Raw genomic sequence first — 17116 nt, 5'->3', positions numbered from 1 at the left:
TCGAGAGAAGGACATGAATTTACAAGTTTCCCGAGAAGAACTCCTCAAACCCTTGCAATTCGTTGCAGGGGTAGTGGAGAAACGCAATACACTCGCCATATTGGCCAATGTGCTCTTGGAAGTTGAAGGCGATGTCCTGACGCTGACTGGTACCGATTTAGAAGTGGAACTGGTGGCCCGGGTTCCTTTACTGTCAGAGAGTGCACATAGCGCGATTACGTTACCAGCGAAGAAGTTGCTCGATATCTGTCGATCATTACCGGCGGAGTCGGTGTTGAATCTGGTATTAGAAGGTGATCGTGTGATTATTAAGTCCGGTCGTAGCCGTTACAATTTATCGACCTTGCCGGCGGTTGAGTTTCCCAATATTCAAACTGATGAAGCCACACAACCGGTCACCTTGCCACAGCGTGTGTTGCGCAAAGTTATCGATTCCACCACCTTTGCGATGGCGGTTCAGGACGTTCGTTACTATTTGAACGGTATGTTATTGGAACTGAAAGACAAACAGTTACGGTCAGTGGCGACCGACGGCCACCGGTTAGCGATGGCGTTAACACCGTTGGAGAACAGCGTTCCACATGCACAGGTTATTGTGCCGCGTAAAGGTATTCTTGAGCTACAGCGTATTGTGGAAGATTCGGAAACCCCGATTGCGTTGGAACTGACTCCCAATCACATGCGTGCCACACTGGATCAATATACCTTTACGACCAAATTGGTGGACGGCAAGTTCCCAGATTATGAGCGGGTAATACCGCGCGGTGGCGATAAAGAAATCATTGCCGATAAAGAAAGTTTCAAAATGGTTCTGTCACGTGCCGCCATTTTATCCAATGAAAAGTATCGTGGGGTTCGTCTCCATTTCAGTGAAGGTAATGTTCAGGTTTTGGCCAATAACCCGGAACAAGAAGAAGCTGAAGAAAATCTAGCGGTGGACTATGTTGGCGATCCTTTAGAAGTGGGCTTTAACGTAACGTATCTCATTGATGTATTGAATGCTATCAAGGGCGAGCAGGTAATGATTAAGGCCTCGGATGCTAACAGCAGTGCACTGGTGCGTGATTTCGATGATGATACAGCGGTGTATGTAATTATGCCTATGCGTCTTTAGGCCATAGCGATAGCCTCCTTGTTAGCTGATAAGCTCGGTTAAACCTATGTCGCCCTTTCGCTTGTTTATGATGGGTAGAGAGCACCTTGCGGTTGGCTTTCGCCGAGCTAATGGCCCTTGCCGTTTTTTTCCAAATTTTCTCAGTGTGTTTGGGTTTCTCTGGCGTTCGAATCTCAAGGAGTCGATGGCGTGCCGCTGAAGCGTATCGATATCCATAATTTTCGTAATCTTACGCGCGTGTCGTTTCGGCCGGTTCATGGCTTCAACATAATCGTTGGTTGTAATGGCTCCGGTAAGAGTTCCTTACTGGAAGCCGTATACGCCTTGGGTTCCGGCAAGAGTTTTCGTGTTACTCAGGTTAAGCCTCTTGTTCAGTTTACTGCAGACCGATTCTTGCTCTACGGCGAGGTGCAGCGTAAAGATGGACAGCATTCCTTGGGTTTGGAGAAGCGCCTCAATGGTGAAGGCTCGGTGGTGATTGATGGGAGCAGAGCAACGACGACCTCCGAGCTGGCGTTACTGTTGCCTATTCAGCATGTCGGATTGGATGATTTCCAATTATTTGAGGGCGGCCCTCGTATTCGTCGTCGATTTATCGACTGGGGCGTGTTCCACGTGGAACATGGAAAAAACTCGGCGTTATTCAGACGCTTTGAGCGGGCAATTAAACAACGCAATAGTGGCCTAAGATCTGTTAAAATATCGGGTGGCGAGCGAGATGCCTGGGATAGCGAATTCCTGCGTTGTGCAACGTCACTGGATGACGCCAGGCAAGCATACTTAGATCGTTTAATGGCCGCCTACCGGGATCTATGTGCACGATTTGGTGATGTGCCCTACGCCAATCAGTTGATGATTCATTACAGCCCTGGCTGGGATCAGAAGCTAACGTTAAAGGAAGCCTTACAACGGCCCGGGTCGATGGAGCGCGAGCGTAAAACTGGCATTACCCAAGCAGGTCCACATCGGGCAGATTTACGCATGGTAATCGAAGGTATACCGGCAAGGGACATTTTGTCCCGGGGTCAAATGAAGGTGCTAGGGCATTTGTTGAAATTGGCGCAAATACGGGTATTGGCCAATCAACATAACGATCAACTACCCGTCATCTTGTTAGACGACTTGGTGGCAGAACTGGATGAGCGCAATGTGAATAAATTGCTCAATACGGTTCGAGAATTCAGTGCGCAAGTCTTTCTTACTGTACTTGACACAAAACAGCTTCCCTCACAGCAGCATTGGTTGGGCGAAGCAGAAATCAAATTGTTCCACGTGGAACAAGGTCAATTGACCGAACAACCGTTTCAGGAGTAAACCATGGCAGAGAATTATGATTCGTCGAGTATTAAAGTACTCAAAGGCTTGGATGCCGTACGCAAACGCCCAGGCATGTACATAGGCGATACTGACGATGGCACCGGATTGCATCACATGGTTTTTGAGGTGGTCGATAACTCCATTGATGAAGCATTGGCCGGACATTGCGATGACATTCGCGTCATCATCCACCCAGATGAATCTATATCGGTTTCCGATAATGGGCGCGGTATTCCGACCGAAATGCACGAAGAAGGTAAGTCTGCCGCCGAAGTCATCATGACGGTACTGCACGCAGGCGGTAAATTCGACGACAACAGTTATAAAGTGTCCGGTGGTTTGCACGGTGTTGGGGTTTCCGTAGTGAATGCACTGTCGCGCGAACTGACGTTGACCATTAAACGTGGTGGAAAAATCCATCAACAAATTTATCGACATGGCGTGCCGGATTCGCCCCTAGCCATTGTTGGCGATACCACGGATACCGGCACAGCAGTTCACTTTAAGCCATCGGCAGAGACCTTCACTAACATCCACTTTGTCTACGAGCAATTGGCCAAGCGGCTACGGGAATTGTCATTCCTTAACAGCGGCGTATCCATTCGCTTAAAAGACGAACGTTCAGGCAAAGAAGATCACTTCTGCTATGAAGGCGGTCTGCGTACCTTTGTCGATTACTTGAACAAAAACAAAACAACGCTGAATAAAACCTTTCACTTCTCCGTACAACGTGAAGACGGCATCGGTGTTGAAGTGGCGTTGCAGTGGAACGACAGCTATCAAGAACAGATTCTGTGCTACACCAATAACATTCCCCAGCGTGACGGTGGCACACACCTGGCGGGTTTCCGAGCCGCCATTACACGGAACTTGAACAACTACATCCAACAAGAAAGCATTCAAAAGAAACAAAAAGTCGCCACCACGGGTGATGATGCGCGTGAAGGGCTCACGGCCATCATTTCAGTAAAAGTGCCAGACCCTAAATTCAGCTCTCAGACCAAAGATAAACTGGTGTCCAGTGAGGTGAAAACAGCGGTCGAGCAAGAAATGGGCACGTCGTTCGCCGAATACTTGTTGGAAAACCCGGGTGAAGCGAAACAAATCGTTCAAAAAATGATTGATGCCGCAAGGGCCCGTGAAGCCGCGCGTAAGGCCCGTGAAATGACCAGACGCAAAGGCGCTTTGGACATTGCGGGATTGCCGGGCAAACTGGCCGACTGCCAGGAAAAAGACCCAGCGTTGTCAGAACTCTACTTGGTGGAGGGTGATTCTGCCGGTGGTAGCGCCAAACAGGGGCGTGATCGGCGGACCCAGGCAATTTTGCCGTTGAAAGGTAAAATCCTTAACGTCGAAAAAGCCCGTTTTGACAAAATGCTTGCTTCAGCCGAAGTGGGTACGCTGATTACCGCCCTGGGTTGTGGTATCGGGCGGGAAGAATTCAACATCGAAAAGCTGCGTTACCACCGCATCATCATTATGACCGACGCCGATGTGGATGGTTCACACATTCGTACACTGTTGTTAACTTTCTTCTTCCGCCAAATGCCGGAGTTGATTGAGCATGGTTATATCTACATTGCGCAGCCACCCTTGTATAAGGTGAAAAAAGGCAAGCAAGAGCAATACATCAAAGATGACGACGCGTTGAATCAGTATCTGACCCAAGTAGCCATTGATGGTGCGAGCCTTTCGCCGTCCGATGGCGCGCCACCGATCAGCGGTGAAGGCTTAGAAAAGTTGATTCTGCATTATCAGGCCGTGATGAAGGCTATTCGTCGCCTAAGCCGGGTCTACCCTGAAGCCGTATTGGAAAACCTACTGTATTTGCCAACGGTGGACCGTACGGTAATGGCTGACCATGATGCCATGGCGGACTGGGTGGCAAAAATGGATGCCATGTTACAGTCGTACAACACATCGACACGTGCTTACAGCACCGGCATTACGCAGCATGCCGAGACCGGTTTGTGGATTCCGAGTATTACCTCGGTGCAACATGGCACCCAGCATCAATACGTGCTGTCACCGGAATTCTTTGCAGCCGATGATTACACCAACATCAACAGCCTAGGTATCACCATGGCCGATTTGTTCAGTGGTGGCGCTGAAATTAAACGTGGCGAGAAGGTCTTTGCGACTGAACGCATGAACGAAATGATGAGTTGGTTGATGCAGGAAGCACAGCGCGGTTATTACATTCAACGTTATAAAGGCTTGGGTGAAATGAACCCTGAACAGCTCTGGGAAACGACGATGGATCCTGAATCACGCCGAATGCTGCAAGTTTCAATTGAAGACGCTATTGGTGCCGATCAAATCTTCACCACGCTTATGGGCGACGATGTAGAACCCCGTCGTGACTTCATCCAAACCAATGCCCTATTGGTGGAAAACCTCGACTACTAACGACCGCAGGGAAGCACGTTTTAACGTGCTTCCGGCTCCACAGTAGATAAAGATACGTCCTCGTTCGTTACACTGCTGTGCAACAACGCGCCTTTAATATGGGCTTCAAGCTCATGCGTGACGGTTGTCGCATCTCGATCTTTGGCAACGACCAAGGGATGCAAGGTCACCGTAATGGTTCCGGGCATCTTAGGTTGCTTCAGCGACGCGGGCCAAAAACGACCCGCATCCAGACTGACGGGCAAAACAGGTACATTAGCGGCTTTTGCCAACATGGCCGCGCCCTTAGAAAAGCGTCCTAATTGATCAGGATTGCGTCGGGTACCCTCTGGAAAAATCAATACATGAATCCCCTCCGCCAAGACCTTAGTGCCCTGTTCAATAACCTGGCTCATGGCTGATTTCTTATCTGAGCGGTCAATGGCTATTGGACGCACCAAGCGGTAGGTCCAGCCAAAAAAAGGAATACGCAGCAAGGATTGTTTAATCACCTGACTTTGCGGATTAATTAATACCTGCAGAAAGAAGGTCTCCCAAGCGCTTTGATGGTTCGCAGCAATCACCACCGTTTCTTTGGGTAAGTGCTCCAAGCCGACCACCTGCCAACGAATACCCAACACCCAACGGGCGGCGTACAAAGAAAACCAAGACCACGTAAGAATGATATAGGGGTAGCGCCACGTTTTTGGCAATATCCAACTGGTCAGGCCAGCGAAAATGGCCCAAAAAATGGTGAAGGGGCCATAAAAGAACGCATAAAAAATAAAGGTTCGAACCCAAGCCAACCACATAAAAAATCCTCAATCAGTGCACCAAAGGCTTTGGTGGCTGAACATCGATGAGCGCAAGGCTAAATGGCTGGCCATGAGATAAGCCAGCATAATGCCACAACGCTAACATGGTAGGGTGAACAAACGATGAAAAACAGGCGAGATCAGGCAGTTGTATTGTGACCATTCGGCATGACTGGCGGGCCGAAAAACCCGCCTGTCAGCCGATAAAGCTTTACAACTGCAGCAAGGATATATCGGCAATCTGCATAAACAATTGGCGTATTGCCTGCAATAAAGCCAACCGCTGCTGCCGAAGGGCGAGATCGTCAGTCATGATCATCACATCCGAAAAGAACTGGTCTAGGGGTTCTTTCAGCACACTGAGATGTTCCAACGCCAACGCATAGTCGCCATTTGCTACTGCCGCTGCAACCTGACCTTCTAGGGTCGTCAGCAAGGCCAGTAAGGCTCGCTCAGTGGGCTCCACCAGTACGTCCGGTGCTAAGGTGTCGGGCAGACTTTCAGTGTGCTTACTGAGTAAGTTGGCGACGCGTTTGTTGGCCTCAGCCAGGCTTTTCGCCGCTGTTCCGGCTTTGAACGCGGCAACACCCAAGACCCGATGTTGAATATCCAACGGCTCGGAAATGTTCAATGCACGCACCGCATAGAACACATCGGTATCGATGTTTGCGTCCTGATACCATGCCCGGAAACGTTCTAGTGCATACGCTACTACATCCGCCTCTACCGTTGAATGTTCAGGCAGTGCCGGGTATTGGCGATGCGCTAATGCCACCAATTCAGCCAAATCCAAGGGCAATTCTCGTTCTACCAGCAGACGCAGTACACCTAAGGCCGCCCGACGCAGCGCATAAGGGTCTTTTGTGCCCGTGGGCTTTAAGCCGATACCAAAGATACCTACTAAGGTGTCAAGACGGTCGGCCAAAGCCACCACACAGCCTTCCAGCGTCTCCGGTAAGGCATCACCAGCATAGGCAGGCCGGTATTGGTCACGAATGACTTCGGGCACGCCGTCTGGCTCGCCGTCTTTTTGCGCGTAATAGTAACCGGCTAAACCTTGTAGGTCGGCAAACTCAAAGACCAAATCGGTGACCAAGTCGGCTTTGGCCAACCGTGCGCCACGCTGAGCAATGGCAGAATTAGCGCCTACGCGTTGGGCAATCAAACCGGCTAAGGTTTCCACGCGCTGCGACTTCTCACGCAATGTGCCGAGTTGTTTCTGGAATACAATATCGTCCAAGCGAGATAGCCGATCGGCCAAGGGGGTCTTTTGATCAGTTTCCCAGAAGAAGGCTGCATCGGATAACCGTGGCCGAATTACCTTCTCATTGCCACTCACGACCGCTTTCGGGTCTTTACTCGCAAGGTTGGCAATAAAGAAGAACCGGGCTACTAAATTGCCCTGTGCATCCACCGCTGGAAAATACTTCTGATGCTCTTGCATGGAAGACATCAAGGCTTCTGCCGGTACATCCAGGAAACGGGTTTCAAATTCACCACTCAAGGCCACTGGCCATTCATTGAGACTGGTGACTTCGTTCAGTAAGTCGTCGTCCAACAGCACGGTCACCTGATGCATTTGCGCCAAAGCGAGCAGATCCTGCTGAATTTTGCGTCGCCGTAGCGAAAAATCGGCCAATACAAAGCCTTGCTTGGTTAGGGTATCGGCATAGTCCTGCGGTTCGGCAATCACCAGCTCTCCGGGCGCGTGAATACGGTGTCCACGAGTGGTATTGCTGGCCGATAAACCAAATAGTGATAACGGCAGAACGTCTGTACCCCATAAGGCCAGAATCCACTTGACCGGTCGGACGAACTCGAACCGGTGGGCACCCCAACGCATACGTTTTGCTACCGGCAAAGCGGCCAGTGCATCGGCAATAATGGCGGGTAACAGTTCCGCAGCCTGTTGGCCGGGCTCAACCCCTTGATACACCAAGTAATCGCCTTTATCGGTCTTCTCAATGGCTAAGTCCGCCATCGTTACGCCACATGAACGAGCAAAGCCTTCTGCTGCTTTGGTTGGATTGCCAGATGCATCATAAGCCGCCTGAACCGCCGGGCCGCGCCGATTAAAGGTGCGGTCAGCCTGTTGTACTTGTAACGCATTGATTTGCAAAGCTAAGCGACGAGGTGCGGCGTAAGACTGCACGCCAGCAAAGGTCAGGTCAGCCTTCTGCAGTGCCGTTGTCACGGACTGTTCAAAGGCTTGTGATAGGGTCAAAAGCGACTTCGGGGGCAATTCTTCCGTGCCCAACTCAAACAAAAAGTCTTTTACTTGGGCACTCATGCTTGGCTCTCCTGTGCTGCGGCAGCCGCTAACGCCGCCTCCCGAAGGTCTTCCGGCGCCATGGGGAAGCCTGCTTGTCGACGCGATTCAAAATACGCTTCCGCCACGGCGCGTGACAGCGTGCGAATGCGTAAAATATAGGCCTGCCGTTCGGTGACCGAAATGGCGTGGCGTGCATCCAATAGGTTAAAAGTATGCCCGGCTTTCAAAATTTGCTCATACGCCGGTAAGGGCAAGCCTGCGGCGATCAAGCGTTGACTCGCCGCTTCGTGTTCTTCGAAGGAAGCAAATAAAGCCGTGGTGTTAGCGTGCTCGAAATTGTAGGCCGATTGTTCTTTTTCATTCTGCAGATACACATCGCCATAGGTCACCACTCGGCCATCCGGGTAGCGCGTCCAGATCAGGTCATAGACGTTATCTACTTCTTGAATGTACATGGCAAGCCGCTCAAGACCATAGGTGATTTCACCGGTCACCGGAAAACATTCCAAGCCGCCAACTTGCTGGAAGTAGGTGAATTGCGTAACTTCCATGCCATTCAGCCACACTTCCCAACCCAAGCCCCACGCGCCCAATGTCGGATTTTCCCAGTTATCTTCGACAAAGCGAATGTCATGAACTTCCGGATCGACGCCTAAGGCTTTCAACGAGCCAAGGTAAAGCTCTTGGATGTTGTCTGGTGACGGTTTTAAAATCACTTGGTATTGGTAGTAGTGCTGGAGACGATTGGGGTTCTGGCCATAACGACCATCGGTCGGGCGACGACTGGGCTGCACATAAGCACAGTGCCAGGTTTCTGGGCCGATGGCGCGCAAGAAAGTGGCGGGGTGCGACGTTCCTGCACCGACTTCCATATCCAGAGGTTGCAGCATCACGCACCCCTGATCGGCCCAATACTGTTGTAGGGTCAGAATTAACTGTTGAAATGTAGGCTTATCAGACACAGGGCACCCGCGGTCATGAATGAATTCGAAGAGCCCGTTGTACGACACAGTTTGGCCTGTGCCACAACGGCAGACCGGGCATTATAAACGTGGGTGCAGGCGTTGCCTACCGTCGCCAGAACATTGGGCTGAAGATAACAATCAAGGTGAATATTTCGAGGCGACCCAGCAACATCGCAAAACATAAAATCCACTTCGCGGGGTCATTGATGTTGGCGTAGTTAGCACTGGCCTCACCCAAGCCGGGCCCTAAATTGTTCATTGCGCTGCCAAGCACCGACCATGCTGTGAGGAAGTCGAGTCCGGTGGCCAATAACACCGTCAATAATACAGTGAATGTGAACATAAAAACGGCGAAAAAGCCCCAAACAGCGGCTAAAACACGCTCAGGCATTTCCTTGCGCCCTACTTTAACGGGGAAGACACCGTTTGGGTGAATCAACCGTTTGATCTCGCGGATACCTTGTTTCCACAGCAAAAGAATTCGAATCGACTTCATGCCCCCGGCGGTAGAGGCCGCCGAACCGCCAATAAACGACGATAAAAACAGCAGGAATGGCAGAAACAACGGCCAATGTGAAAAACCACTGGCCGCAAAGCCAGATGTTGTCATGACCGACACCGCTTCAAAGGAACCCATGCGCAACGCGCGCCAGCCGGTTTCTGTACTGGTGAGCCAAAGGCCAAGCGACATCAGCAGCATTAACCCACCAATGACCAGCAGAAAGAACTGGTATTCCGGGTCTTGAAAATACCCGCGCAGGCTTTTGCGCCGAAAGGCGACAAAATGCAGGCTAAAATTCGCCGCTGATAAAATCATGAAAACGATGGCGATGGATTCGATCAGTGGGCTATCAAAATACCCGATGCTGGCGTCTTTGGTTGAAAACCCACCAATGGCTACCGTGCTGAACGAATGCCCGATGGCATCAAACAGGCTCATACCCGCGGCCCAGTAAGCCAACGCACAGACCACCGTAAAACCGAGATAAATATACCACAGCGCCTTGGCGGTCTCGGCAATGCGCGGGGTCAGCTTGTTGTCTTTCACTGGGCCGGGTGCCTCGGCGCGGTATAGCTGCATACCGCCGATACCGAGCATAGGAAGAATGGCAACCGCTAATACCACGATGCCCATGCCGCCCATCCACTGTAATTGCTGACGATAGAACAGAATGGACTTCGGTAGGTCGTCCAATCCACTGATCACCGTGGCGCCGGTGGTGGTTAGGCCGGAGAAGGATTCAAAGAATGCATCGGTAAAACTCAAGTTGGGTGTGGCGGCCAGATACAACGGCAACGACCCGGCGGTACCCAGCACCACCCAGAATAACGCAGTGACCAAGAAACCCTCACGGGTGCGCATTTCTTGCTTACTGCCAAACGAAGGCAACCAAACCAGAATACCTACGACAAAAATGACGATAAATGAAACGCCGAACGGGAAGACGCTGCCGTCGTTGTACCACAGGGAAACGCCCATGCTGGGCAGCATGGCCAGCGAGAACAGCATCAACAAGATACCGAGAATGCGAAGAATAACGCGAAACTGCATGTGCCGTTTCCCTGCTTAGAAAAAAGTAAGGCCCACCTGAAACAAGCGTTCCACATCGGCGGTACGACGTTTATCGACCAGAAAAAGAATCACATGATCGTCGGATTCAATCACCAAGCGATTGTTGGCGATGATGACTTCGTCGTTACGCACCACAGCGCCGATGGTCGTGCCTTCCGGCAGGTCGATATCCTCTACCGCTTTGCCGATGACCTTGGAACTGGCGGCATCCCCATGCGCTACGGCTTCAATGGCTTCCGCCGCACCACGTCGCAATGAGTGTACATTGACAATATCGCCACGGCGCACATGCGCCAACAAGGTGCCGATGGTGGCTTGTGACGGTGAAATGGCTACGTCAATTTCGCCGCCTTGCACCAAATCCACATAGGCGGGGTTGTTGATCAGCGCCATGACTTTGCGCGCACCCAGACGTTTGGCGAGCATGGATGACATGATGTTGGCTTCATCGTCATTGGTCAGCGCCATAAAGATGTCGGTGTCTTCGATGTTTTCGCTCAGCAGCAATTCCTGATCGGAAGCATCGCCCTGCAACACCAGAGCCTGATTAAGGTTTTCCGACAGATAGGCACAGCGCTCGGTATTGCGCTCCAATACCTTCAGGCGATAGCGTGATTCGATGGCGGTGGCCAAACGAAAGCCGATGTTGCCACCGCCCGCAATGATGATGCGCCGATAGGCGGTTTCCTTGCGCCGCAATTCATTCATGACGCCTTTAATGTCTTCTTTAGCGGCGATGAAGAACACCTCGTCATCGGCTTCGATGATGGTGTTACCCCGTGGCAGGATGGCCCGGTCTTTACGGAAGATGGCCGCTACACGCGTCTTGGCGTTGGGCATATGTTGCCGTAAATAGCCCAGCTCCTGGCCCACCAGTAGCCCACCATGAAAGGCTTTTACCGCTACGAGCTGTACCTTGCCATCGGCAAAATCCAGTACCTGCAAGGCGCCAGGGTGTTCAATCAGGCGTTGAATGTAATCGCACACCACCTGTTCCGGGCTGATTAAAACATCAATGGGTATAGCGGAATTCTGAAACAATTGATCCGCGCGGCGCAAATAATTCGGGTGGCGGATACGGGCAATTTTAGTCGGCGTGCGAAACAGCGAATGGGCCACCTGACAGGCCACCATGTTGACTTCATCGCTGTTGGTCACCGAAATGATGATATCGGCATCATCGGCACCGGCTTGCATCAACACATGTGGGTGCGAAGCCAGCCCCTGCACGGTACGAATATCCAAGCGGTCTTGTAGCTCGCGCAAACGCGTTGCATCGGTATCGACCAAGGTGATGTCGTTGTCTTCATGTGACAAGGTGCTGGCGAGTGATCCACCCACTTGCCCCGCACCCAATATGACTATTTTCATGGTGTCGTCCGCTTAACCGGGAAGCTTCTGTAAACGCGCGAAATAAAATCCATCCGAAGCGCCTTTTTGCGGTAGCCATTGTTGACCGTATTTCAACGGAAGTCCATGCGACGTTGCCGGGATAGCGGCAGGTGCTACATCCTTCGTACGCGCTATAAATGAAGCCATCTGGGCTTCATTTTCCGCGGGTAGCACGGAACAGGTGGCGTACAACATATAACCGCCCGGTTTCAGCAGCGGCCAAACGGCATCTAAAATACGCCGTTGCGTTTCGACCAAGGCATGGATGTCTTCCGGGCGGCGCAACATTTTTATGTCCGGGTGGCGGCGAATCACGCCGGTGCCGGAGCAGGGGACGTCCAGCAAAATGCGGTCAAAGGGTTTGCCGTCCCAATAGCTGGAAGTATCCTCGGCGGCGGCACAATGCAGCATGGCGGGCAAGCCAAGGCGCGCCAGATTTTCTTCAACCCGCACCAAGCGACGGCTGTCTTGGTCAACAGCGATCACATCACCCTGACCTTGGATGAGTTCCAATATATGCCCAGTTTTACCCCCGGGTGCGGCGCAAGCATCCAGAACGCGTTGACCGGGTTGTGGGTCTAACCAATACGCGGCCATCTGTGCCGCTTCATCCTGTACCGACAATTCACCGTCCAGGAACCCCGGCAAGGTGGTCACGTCCATACCGCCTTCCAGCGTAACACCGAACGGACTGACGATGGTGGGGCGGGCAGCGATCTCCCATTCCTGCAAGCGCGCTAAATAGGCGTCGCGGCTTTGCTTGTGCAGGTTCAGACGCAGGGTTAAAGGCCCCGGTTCTTGGTTGGCTTGCAATATGGCTTGCCAGTCATTGGGCCACGCACTGCGCAAGGTATCTATCAACCACTGCGGGTGGTTCCAGCGCGCTGGCTCTTTAAAGTGGGCTTGTAAATGGCCCAACGTGGCCTTGCGTAAAACGGCATTGAGCAGTCCCCGCGCCCAGTCTTTCTTTAACAAGCGCGCCGCATCAACCGTTGTGGTGACTGCGGCATGATCGGGGATGGACAAAAAGCGTACCTGACATAAGCCGACCAACAGTAAACAGAACACATCCAGATCTTTTTTACGCAGTGGTTTACTGAGTGCACTGTTGGCTAAGGCTTCCAGCTCCTGAAAATGGCGAATGGTTTGATACACCAAGGCTTGCAACAGCCCTTTATCGCGTGCCGGAACTTCAGCCAAAGCAGCGGGCAGAGCCTCGCTCAGGGATGTGCGATCTTGCCACACGCGCAGTACGGTGCGAGCAGCGGCCAAACGGGTTCGGGCCATTAGGATAAAACCTCGCCATGTTGCAGTGCTTGCCCTTGGCCTCGTCGCCACGCGGCGATGTCCATGCTTTTTTTGCCCGGCGGTTGAATGTCGAGCAACGTTAGCCAGCCCTCCGCACACGCGACCTGAACCTGATCGCCCTTTAAATGCACCGTGCCCGGTGCGGCCGCAGGACCATCCGTAGCGCGAGCCGATCGCACGCGATAGATTTGGTCACGCCAACGGAAAAAAGTCACCGGCCATGGGTTAAAGGCCCGCACTCGGCGTTCCAAAGCCACGGCCGACTCTTGCCAGTCTAAGCACGCGTCGTCTTTCGTAAGTTTGTGCGCATAGGTAACACCAATCTCGGGTTGGGCTTGCGCTTTAGCCAGCATCGTGTCGGCCCGTGGTAAAAAATCCAACAATAACGCCGTGCCCGCTTCGGCCAGGGCATCGTGCAAATCACCGGCGTTCATATCCGCAACAATACTGACCCGCTGCTGGCTGATAACGGGGCCGGTATCCAGCCCGGCGTCCATCTGCATCAAGCAAACGCCGGATTCAGTATCACCCGCTTCAATGGCGCGTTGAATCGGCGCGGCACCGCGCCAACGGGGTAACAGTGACGCATGCACATTCACACAACCCATACGTGGGGTGTCCAATACCGCTTGTGGCAGTAACAAGCCGTAAGCGATCACAATCATCAAATCGGCGTGGTAGGCGTGTAAACGTTCCAGAGCGTCGCCATTGTCGCGCAAGCGCTCCGGTTGTTCGACCGGAATGCCCGCCAGCGTGGCTACCGTTTTCACCGGCGATGCGGTCGGCTGTCGGCCTCGGCCTGCTGGTCGGTCCGGTTGGGTATACACAGCGACCGGGGAATAGCCGTGCGTAATCAAGGCTTGCAATGGGCGGGCAGCAAATTCAGGTGTACCCGCAAATATAATACGCGGAACCGAAGACATAGCGACTACCTTAGGTAGAAAGAGAAGAAAACAACTGCGCGGCGGGCCTTAATCAGCCCGCTTCCCGATGTGCCTTTTCCAGCTTCTTGCGGATACGATTGCGCTTGAGTGTGGACAAATAATCCACAAACAATTTGCCATCCAAGTGATCGCATTCGTGTTGGATACAAATAGCGAACAAATCTTTGGCTTCCAAGGTAAAGGACTCACCTTGGGTATTCAGCGCGGTGACCCGAATATGGTTGTGCCGGGACACTTCTTCATAGTAGCCCGGCACTGACAAACAGCCTTCGGGGTAAAGAATCTCATCGCCCAGGCGTTCAATTTGCGGATTGATGAAAACGTGTGGATCATTTTGTTCTTCCGACACGTCCACCACGATGACCCGTTGATGCACATTGACCTGCGTTGCCGCCAGGCCAATACCGGGTGCCTCATACATGGTTTCCAGCATGTCGCTGGCAAGTTTGCGAATGGTGTCATCCACCACGCTCACCGGTTTGGCCTGAGTTCGTAAGCGAGGATCAGGAAACTCGAGGATGTCTAAAATAGCCATAATCTGTGTAAAAACTCCCAGGCTCCGGGTAAGAAACCGGAACCGCTTCGCAATATGGACGCTGTCTCGTTTGCAGACCGTCTAATATGGTTTAAAGTAGCTGCATTGATCACAAATGATATAGGGAATCGCACGATGAGGAAACGTCTTATCGGACTCCTCTTGGCAAGTTGTCTTGCCGGAATAGCCGTCGCCGACGTCACGGCGCTGCGCGAAGATGTTCCTGAGCGCTATGTAGTGCAATCCGGCGATACCCTATGGGACATCGCCAACCGGTTTTTGCGCAGTCCTTGGCGCTGGAGCGACCTATGGTATCAAAATCCACAGATCGATAATCCCCATTTAATTTATCCCGGCGATGTCATTGGCCTGCAATGGGTGGACGACAGCCCAAGAATCACCACCTTGGCCCGCAGCCCAGAGGCCGACACGGTGAAACTAACGCCGGACATGGCGGAAGACGGTGTCGTGCGCTTGCAGCCCGCGGTGCGCTTTTTCCCGGTCGATCAAGCCATTAATGCCATTCCGCGTGAATACATTCAGCCTTTTCTGTCCAGCAACCAAATTGTCGATGGTACAGAGTTGGCAGAAGCGCCATATGTGATCAGTGGCGAAGAGGGGCGCATTGTATTGGGTGGCGGTGATCGCTTTTTCGCTCGGGGTGATTGGTCACAAGAAGGCGTATTGTACGAAGTGTTTCGCCCGGGCACCACGTACCGCGATCCGGTAACCGATGCATTTTTGGGCATTGAGGCGATAGCGCTGGGGCAAGCTGAAATTGAAACCCTGCAAGGTGACGTTGCTCGCCTGTACCTCATAAATAGCCGGACCAATGTACGGCTGGGTGATCGCTTGTTGTTGAGCGAGCGGCAAACCAACGCGTCACGCTTTATTCCATCCACACCGCCGGAAGGCTTAGCAGGCCAAATTGTGGATGTTGCCGACGGCTTGAGCATGATCGGTCAATTCAATGTGGTGCTGTTGAATCAGGGCGCGTCAGCGGGTATGGAGCCCGGTCAGGTATTCGACATCGTGCGCCAAGGCGCCGTGGTGGAGGATCCTATGACCAATGAAATGATACGTCTGCCAGAGGCGCAGGCCGGGCGACTGATGGTATTTCGCGTCTTCGAACGTATGGCGTATGGCTTGGTGCTGGAAGCCACCAACACTATGGCGGTCGGGGATCGGTTTCAAATGCCCGCCATTCGTAATCTGCCGTAACGGACATAACGACTGCGCTGTGCCCTCGGGCACGGCCGGTTAAGGAAGATACATGCACAAGGGATTCTTATGCTTGAACAACAAACGCTGCAGTGGCTAATACTGCACCTGGTGCCCGGTATTGGTGGGCGCCGTCTAACCCAATTTCTCAGTGCCTTTGGTTCACCGAACTGTCTAGCCAACCTCCAACCCGATGCCTTGGCGTTATTGCGCTGGCCAACCGATGTTCAACAACGGTTACTCGCAGCTGTGCGTGACCCGTGGGGCGAGCTGCCCGAACTGAAACGCATCATGAATTGGCAAGCTATGCCCAATCATCATCTGCTTACACCATCCCACCCGCTCTATCCATGGCAATTAACCCAAACGCTGCATGACTTTCCGTCCGTGCTGTACGTGCAGGGTGACCCCGGCGTTTTGGCCATGCCGCAACTGGCGGTGGTAGGGAGCCGACGACCCGGTGCACCCGCCAAACAATTAACGGAGGACTGGTGTCAGTTCTTGGCGGCACAGGGCGTGGTCATTACCAGCGGATTGGCAGCGGGTATCGATATCACCGCGCATCGAGCGGCGCTCGCGGTTAACGGGCGTACTGTGGCGGTTATGGGCAGCGGCTTCGAACGAATATACCCCCCAGCCCACGCGCGGTATTTGGAAGCCATGGCCGAACGCGGCGCAGTGGTCACCGAGCATTGTCCATCGACACCGCCTGCCCCGGGAAATTTTCCGCGCCGAAATCGCATCGTTGCCGCTTTGGCGCAAGCGATTCTGGTCGTGGAGGCCGCCCCCAAAAGTGGTTCCTTGATTACTGCCCGCCTGGGTGCAGACTATGGCCGCGAGGTCATGGCCGTGCCCGGTCACCCATACTACCCGGGCGCACAAGGTTGCAACCAATTGATTCGGGACGGAGCAGAGTTGGTGCAGCAGGTCCAGGATGTGGCCGAACATTTTGGCTTGCAAGATGGACCATTGGAGACCGATGCACGCGCGCTTGACTCGCTACAAGAGCAACTGTTGCACCTTATCGGTACAGAACCGACCGCACTCGAAACCTTGGCCAGCACCCTAGACTGTGCACCCAATGCCTTATATGAATCTCTATTGGATATGGAATTGAGTGGTCTGATTCAGCCGCAAGGAGGGTCCTATGTGCGTTTGGTGCCCTAAACCGTCGCATTGATACGCCATTGATACAGGCAAACCGAATTACGTAGCGGAATTGATACGCCTCAGGCGCGTACACTGGCGACTTACATCATAACGGAGCCGGTG

General features: G+C 52.8%; 13 protein-coding genes. 5 read left to right on the top strand and 8 right to left on the bottom strand.

Going from position 1 to position 17116, the window contains the following annotated elements:
- Positions 1-13: 13 nt before the first annotated feature.
- From dnaN to gyrB, 3 genes are all read left to right on the top strand, one after another.
- Entirely contained in the window at positions 14-1114 is a 1101-nt protein-coding gene (dnaN, locus tag ACFOSD_RS05200; protein WP_380692790.1) for a DNA polymerase III subunit beta, read from the top strand.
- Positions 1115-1303: 189 nt separating this feature from the next.
- The gene (recF, locus tag ACFOSD_RS05195) at positions 1304-2428 is read left to right on the top strand and encodes a DNA replication/repair protein RecF (protein WP_380692791.1); all 1125 of its coding nucleotides are present in this window, start codon (positions 1304-1306) and stop codon (positions 2426-2428) included.
- A gap of 3 nt (positions 2429-2431) precedes the next feature.
- On the top strand, positions 2432-4840 hold the full coding sequence (gene gyrB, locus ACFOSD_RS05190; protein WP_380692792.1) for a DNA topoisomerase (ATP-hydrolyzing) subunit B: 2409 nt from the start codon (positions 2432-2434) through the stop codon (positions 4838-4840).
- A gap of 20 nt (positions 4841-4860) precedes the next feature.
- Here the strand turns inward: gyrB and ACFOSD_RS05185 are convergent, their stop codons facing one another.
- The 8 genes from ACFOSD_RS05185 to def form a co-directional block, all read right to left on the bottom strand.
- Positions 4861-5631 (bottom strand): lysophospholipid acyltransferase family protein, encoded by a 771-nt coding sequence (locus tag ACFOSD_RS05185; RefSeq protein WP_380692793.1) that lies wholly within the window; start codon positions 5629-5631, stop codon positions 4861-4863.
- A gap of 214 nt (positions 5632-5845) precedes the next feature.
- On the bottom strand, positions 5846-7924 hold the full coding sequence (gene glyS, locus ACFOSD_RS05180) for a glycine--tRNA ligase subunit beta (RefSeq protein ID WP_380692794.1): 2079 nt from the start codon (positions 7922-7924) through the stop codon (positions 5846-5848).
- Complete coding sequence (gene glyQ / locus ACFOSD_RS05175; RefSeq protein ID WP_380692796.1) at positions 7921-8868, bottom strand: glycine--tRNA ligase subunit alpha; 948 nt, start codon at positions 8866-8868, stop codon at positions 7921-7923. Before glyQ ends, glyS begins: the two co-directional genes overlap by 4 nt.
- 106 nt (positions 8869-8974) lie before the next feature.
- Positions 8975-10423 (bottom strand): TrkH family potassium uptake protein, encoded by a 1449-nt coding sequence (locus ACFOSD_RS05170; protein WP_380692798.1) that lies wholly within the window; start codon positions 10421-10423, stop codon positions 8975-8977.
- A gap of 15 nt (positions 10424-10438) precedes the next feature.
- Positions 10439-11815, bottom strand: coding sequence for a Trk system potassium transporter TrkA (trkA, locus tag ACFOSD_RS05165; RefSeq protein WP_380692800.1), 1377 nt, complete (start codon positions 11813-11815; stop codon positions 10439-10441).
- Between the two features lie 12 nt (positions 11816-11827).
- A complete protein-coding gene (gene rsmB / locus ACFOSD_RS05160) occupies positions 11828-13123 on the bottom strand; it encodes a 16S rRNA (cytosine(967)-C(5))-methyltransferase RsmB (protein WP_380692801.1) in 1296 nt (431 codons plus the stop codon).
- The gene (gene fmt, locus ACFOSD_RS05155) at positions 13123-14067 is read right to left on the bottom strand and encodes a methionyl-tRNA formyltransferase (RefSeq protein WP_380692802.1); all 945 of its coding nucleotides are present in this window, start codon (positions 14065-14067) and stop codon (positions 13123-13125) included. The genes rsmB and fmt overlap by 1 nt, the downstream gene beginning before the upstream one ends.
- Before the next feature lie 52 nt (positions 14068-14119).
- Positions 14120-14623, bottom strand: a complete 504-nt coding sequence (gene def / locus ACFOSD_RS05150; protein ID WP_380692803.1) for a peptide deformylase — start codon at positions 14621-14623, stop codon at positions 14120-14122.
- A 162-nt stretch (positions 14624-14785) separates the two neighbouring features.
- Here def and ACFOSD_RS05145 point away from each other — a divergent pair, with 162 nt between their 5' ends.
- Both ACFOSD_RS05145 and dprA read left to right on the top strand, forming a co-directional pair.
- The gene (locus tag ACFOSD_RS05145; RefSeq protein ID WP_380692806.1) at positions 14786-15844 is read left to right on the top strand and encodes a LysM peptidoglycan-binding domain-containing protein; all 1059 of its coding nucleotides are present in this window, start codon (positions 14786-14788) and stop codon (positions 15842-15844) included.
- A 69-nt stretch (positions 15845-15913) separates the two neighbouring features.
- On the top strand, positions 15914-17011 hold the full coding sequence (dprA, locus tag ACFOSD_RS05140; protein WP_380692808.1) for a DNA-processing protein DprA: 1098 nt from the start codon (positions 15914-15916) through the stop codon (positions 17009-17011).
- Positions 17012-17116 lie beyond the last annotated feature (105 nt).

The sequence above is a fragment of the Salinispirillum marinum genome, assembly GCF_042650105.1.
Lineage (GTDB): Bacteria > Pseudomonadota > Gammaproteobacteria > Pseudomonadales > Natronospirillaceae > Salinispirillum > Salinispirillum marinum.
Note: the sequence above shows the minus strand (reverse complement) of the source record. Positions and strands in the feature narration are given on the sequence as shown.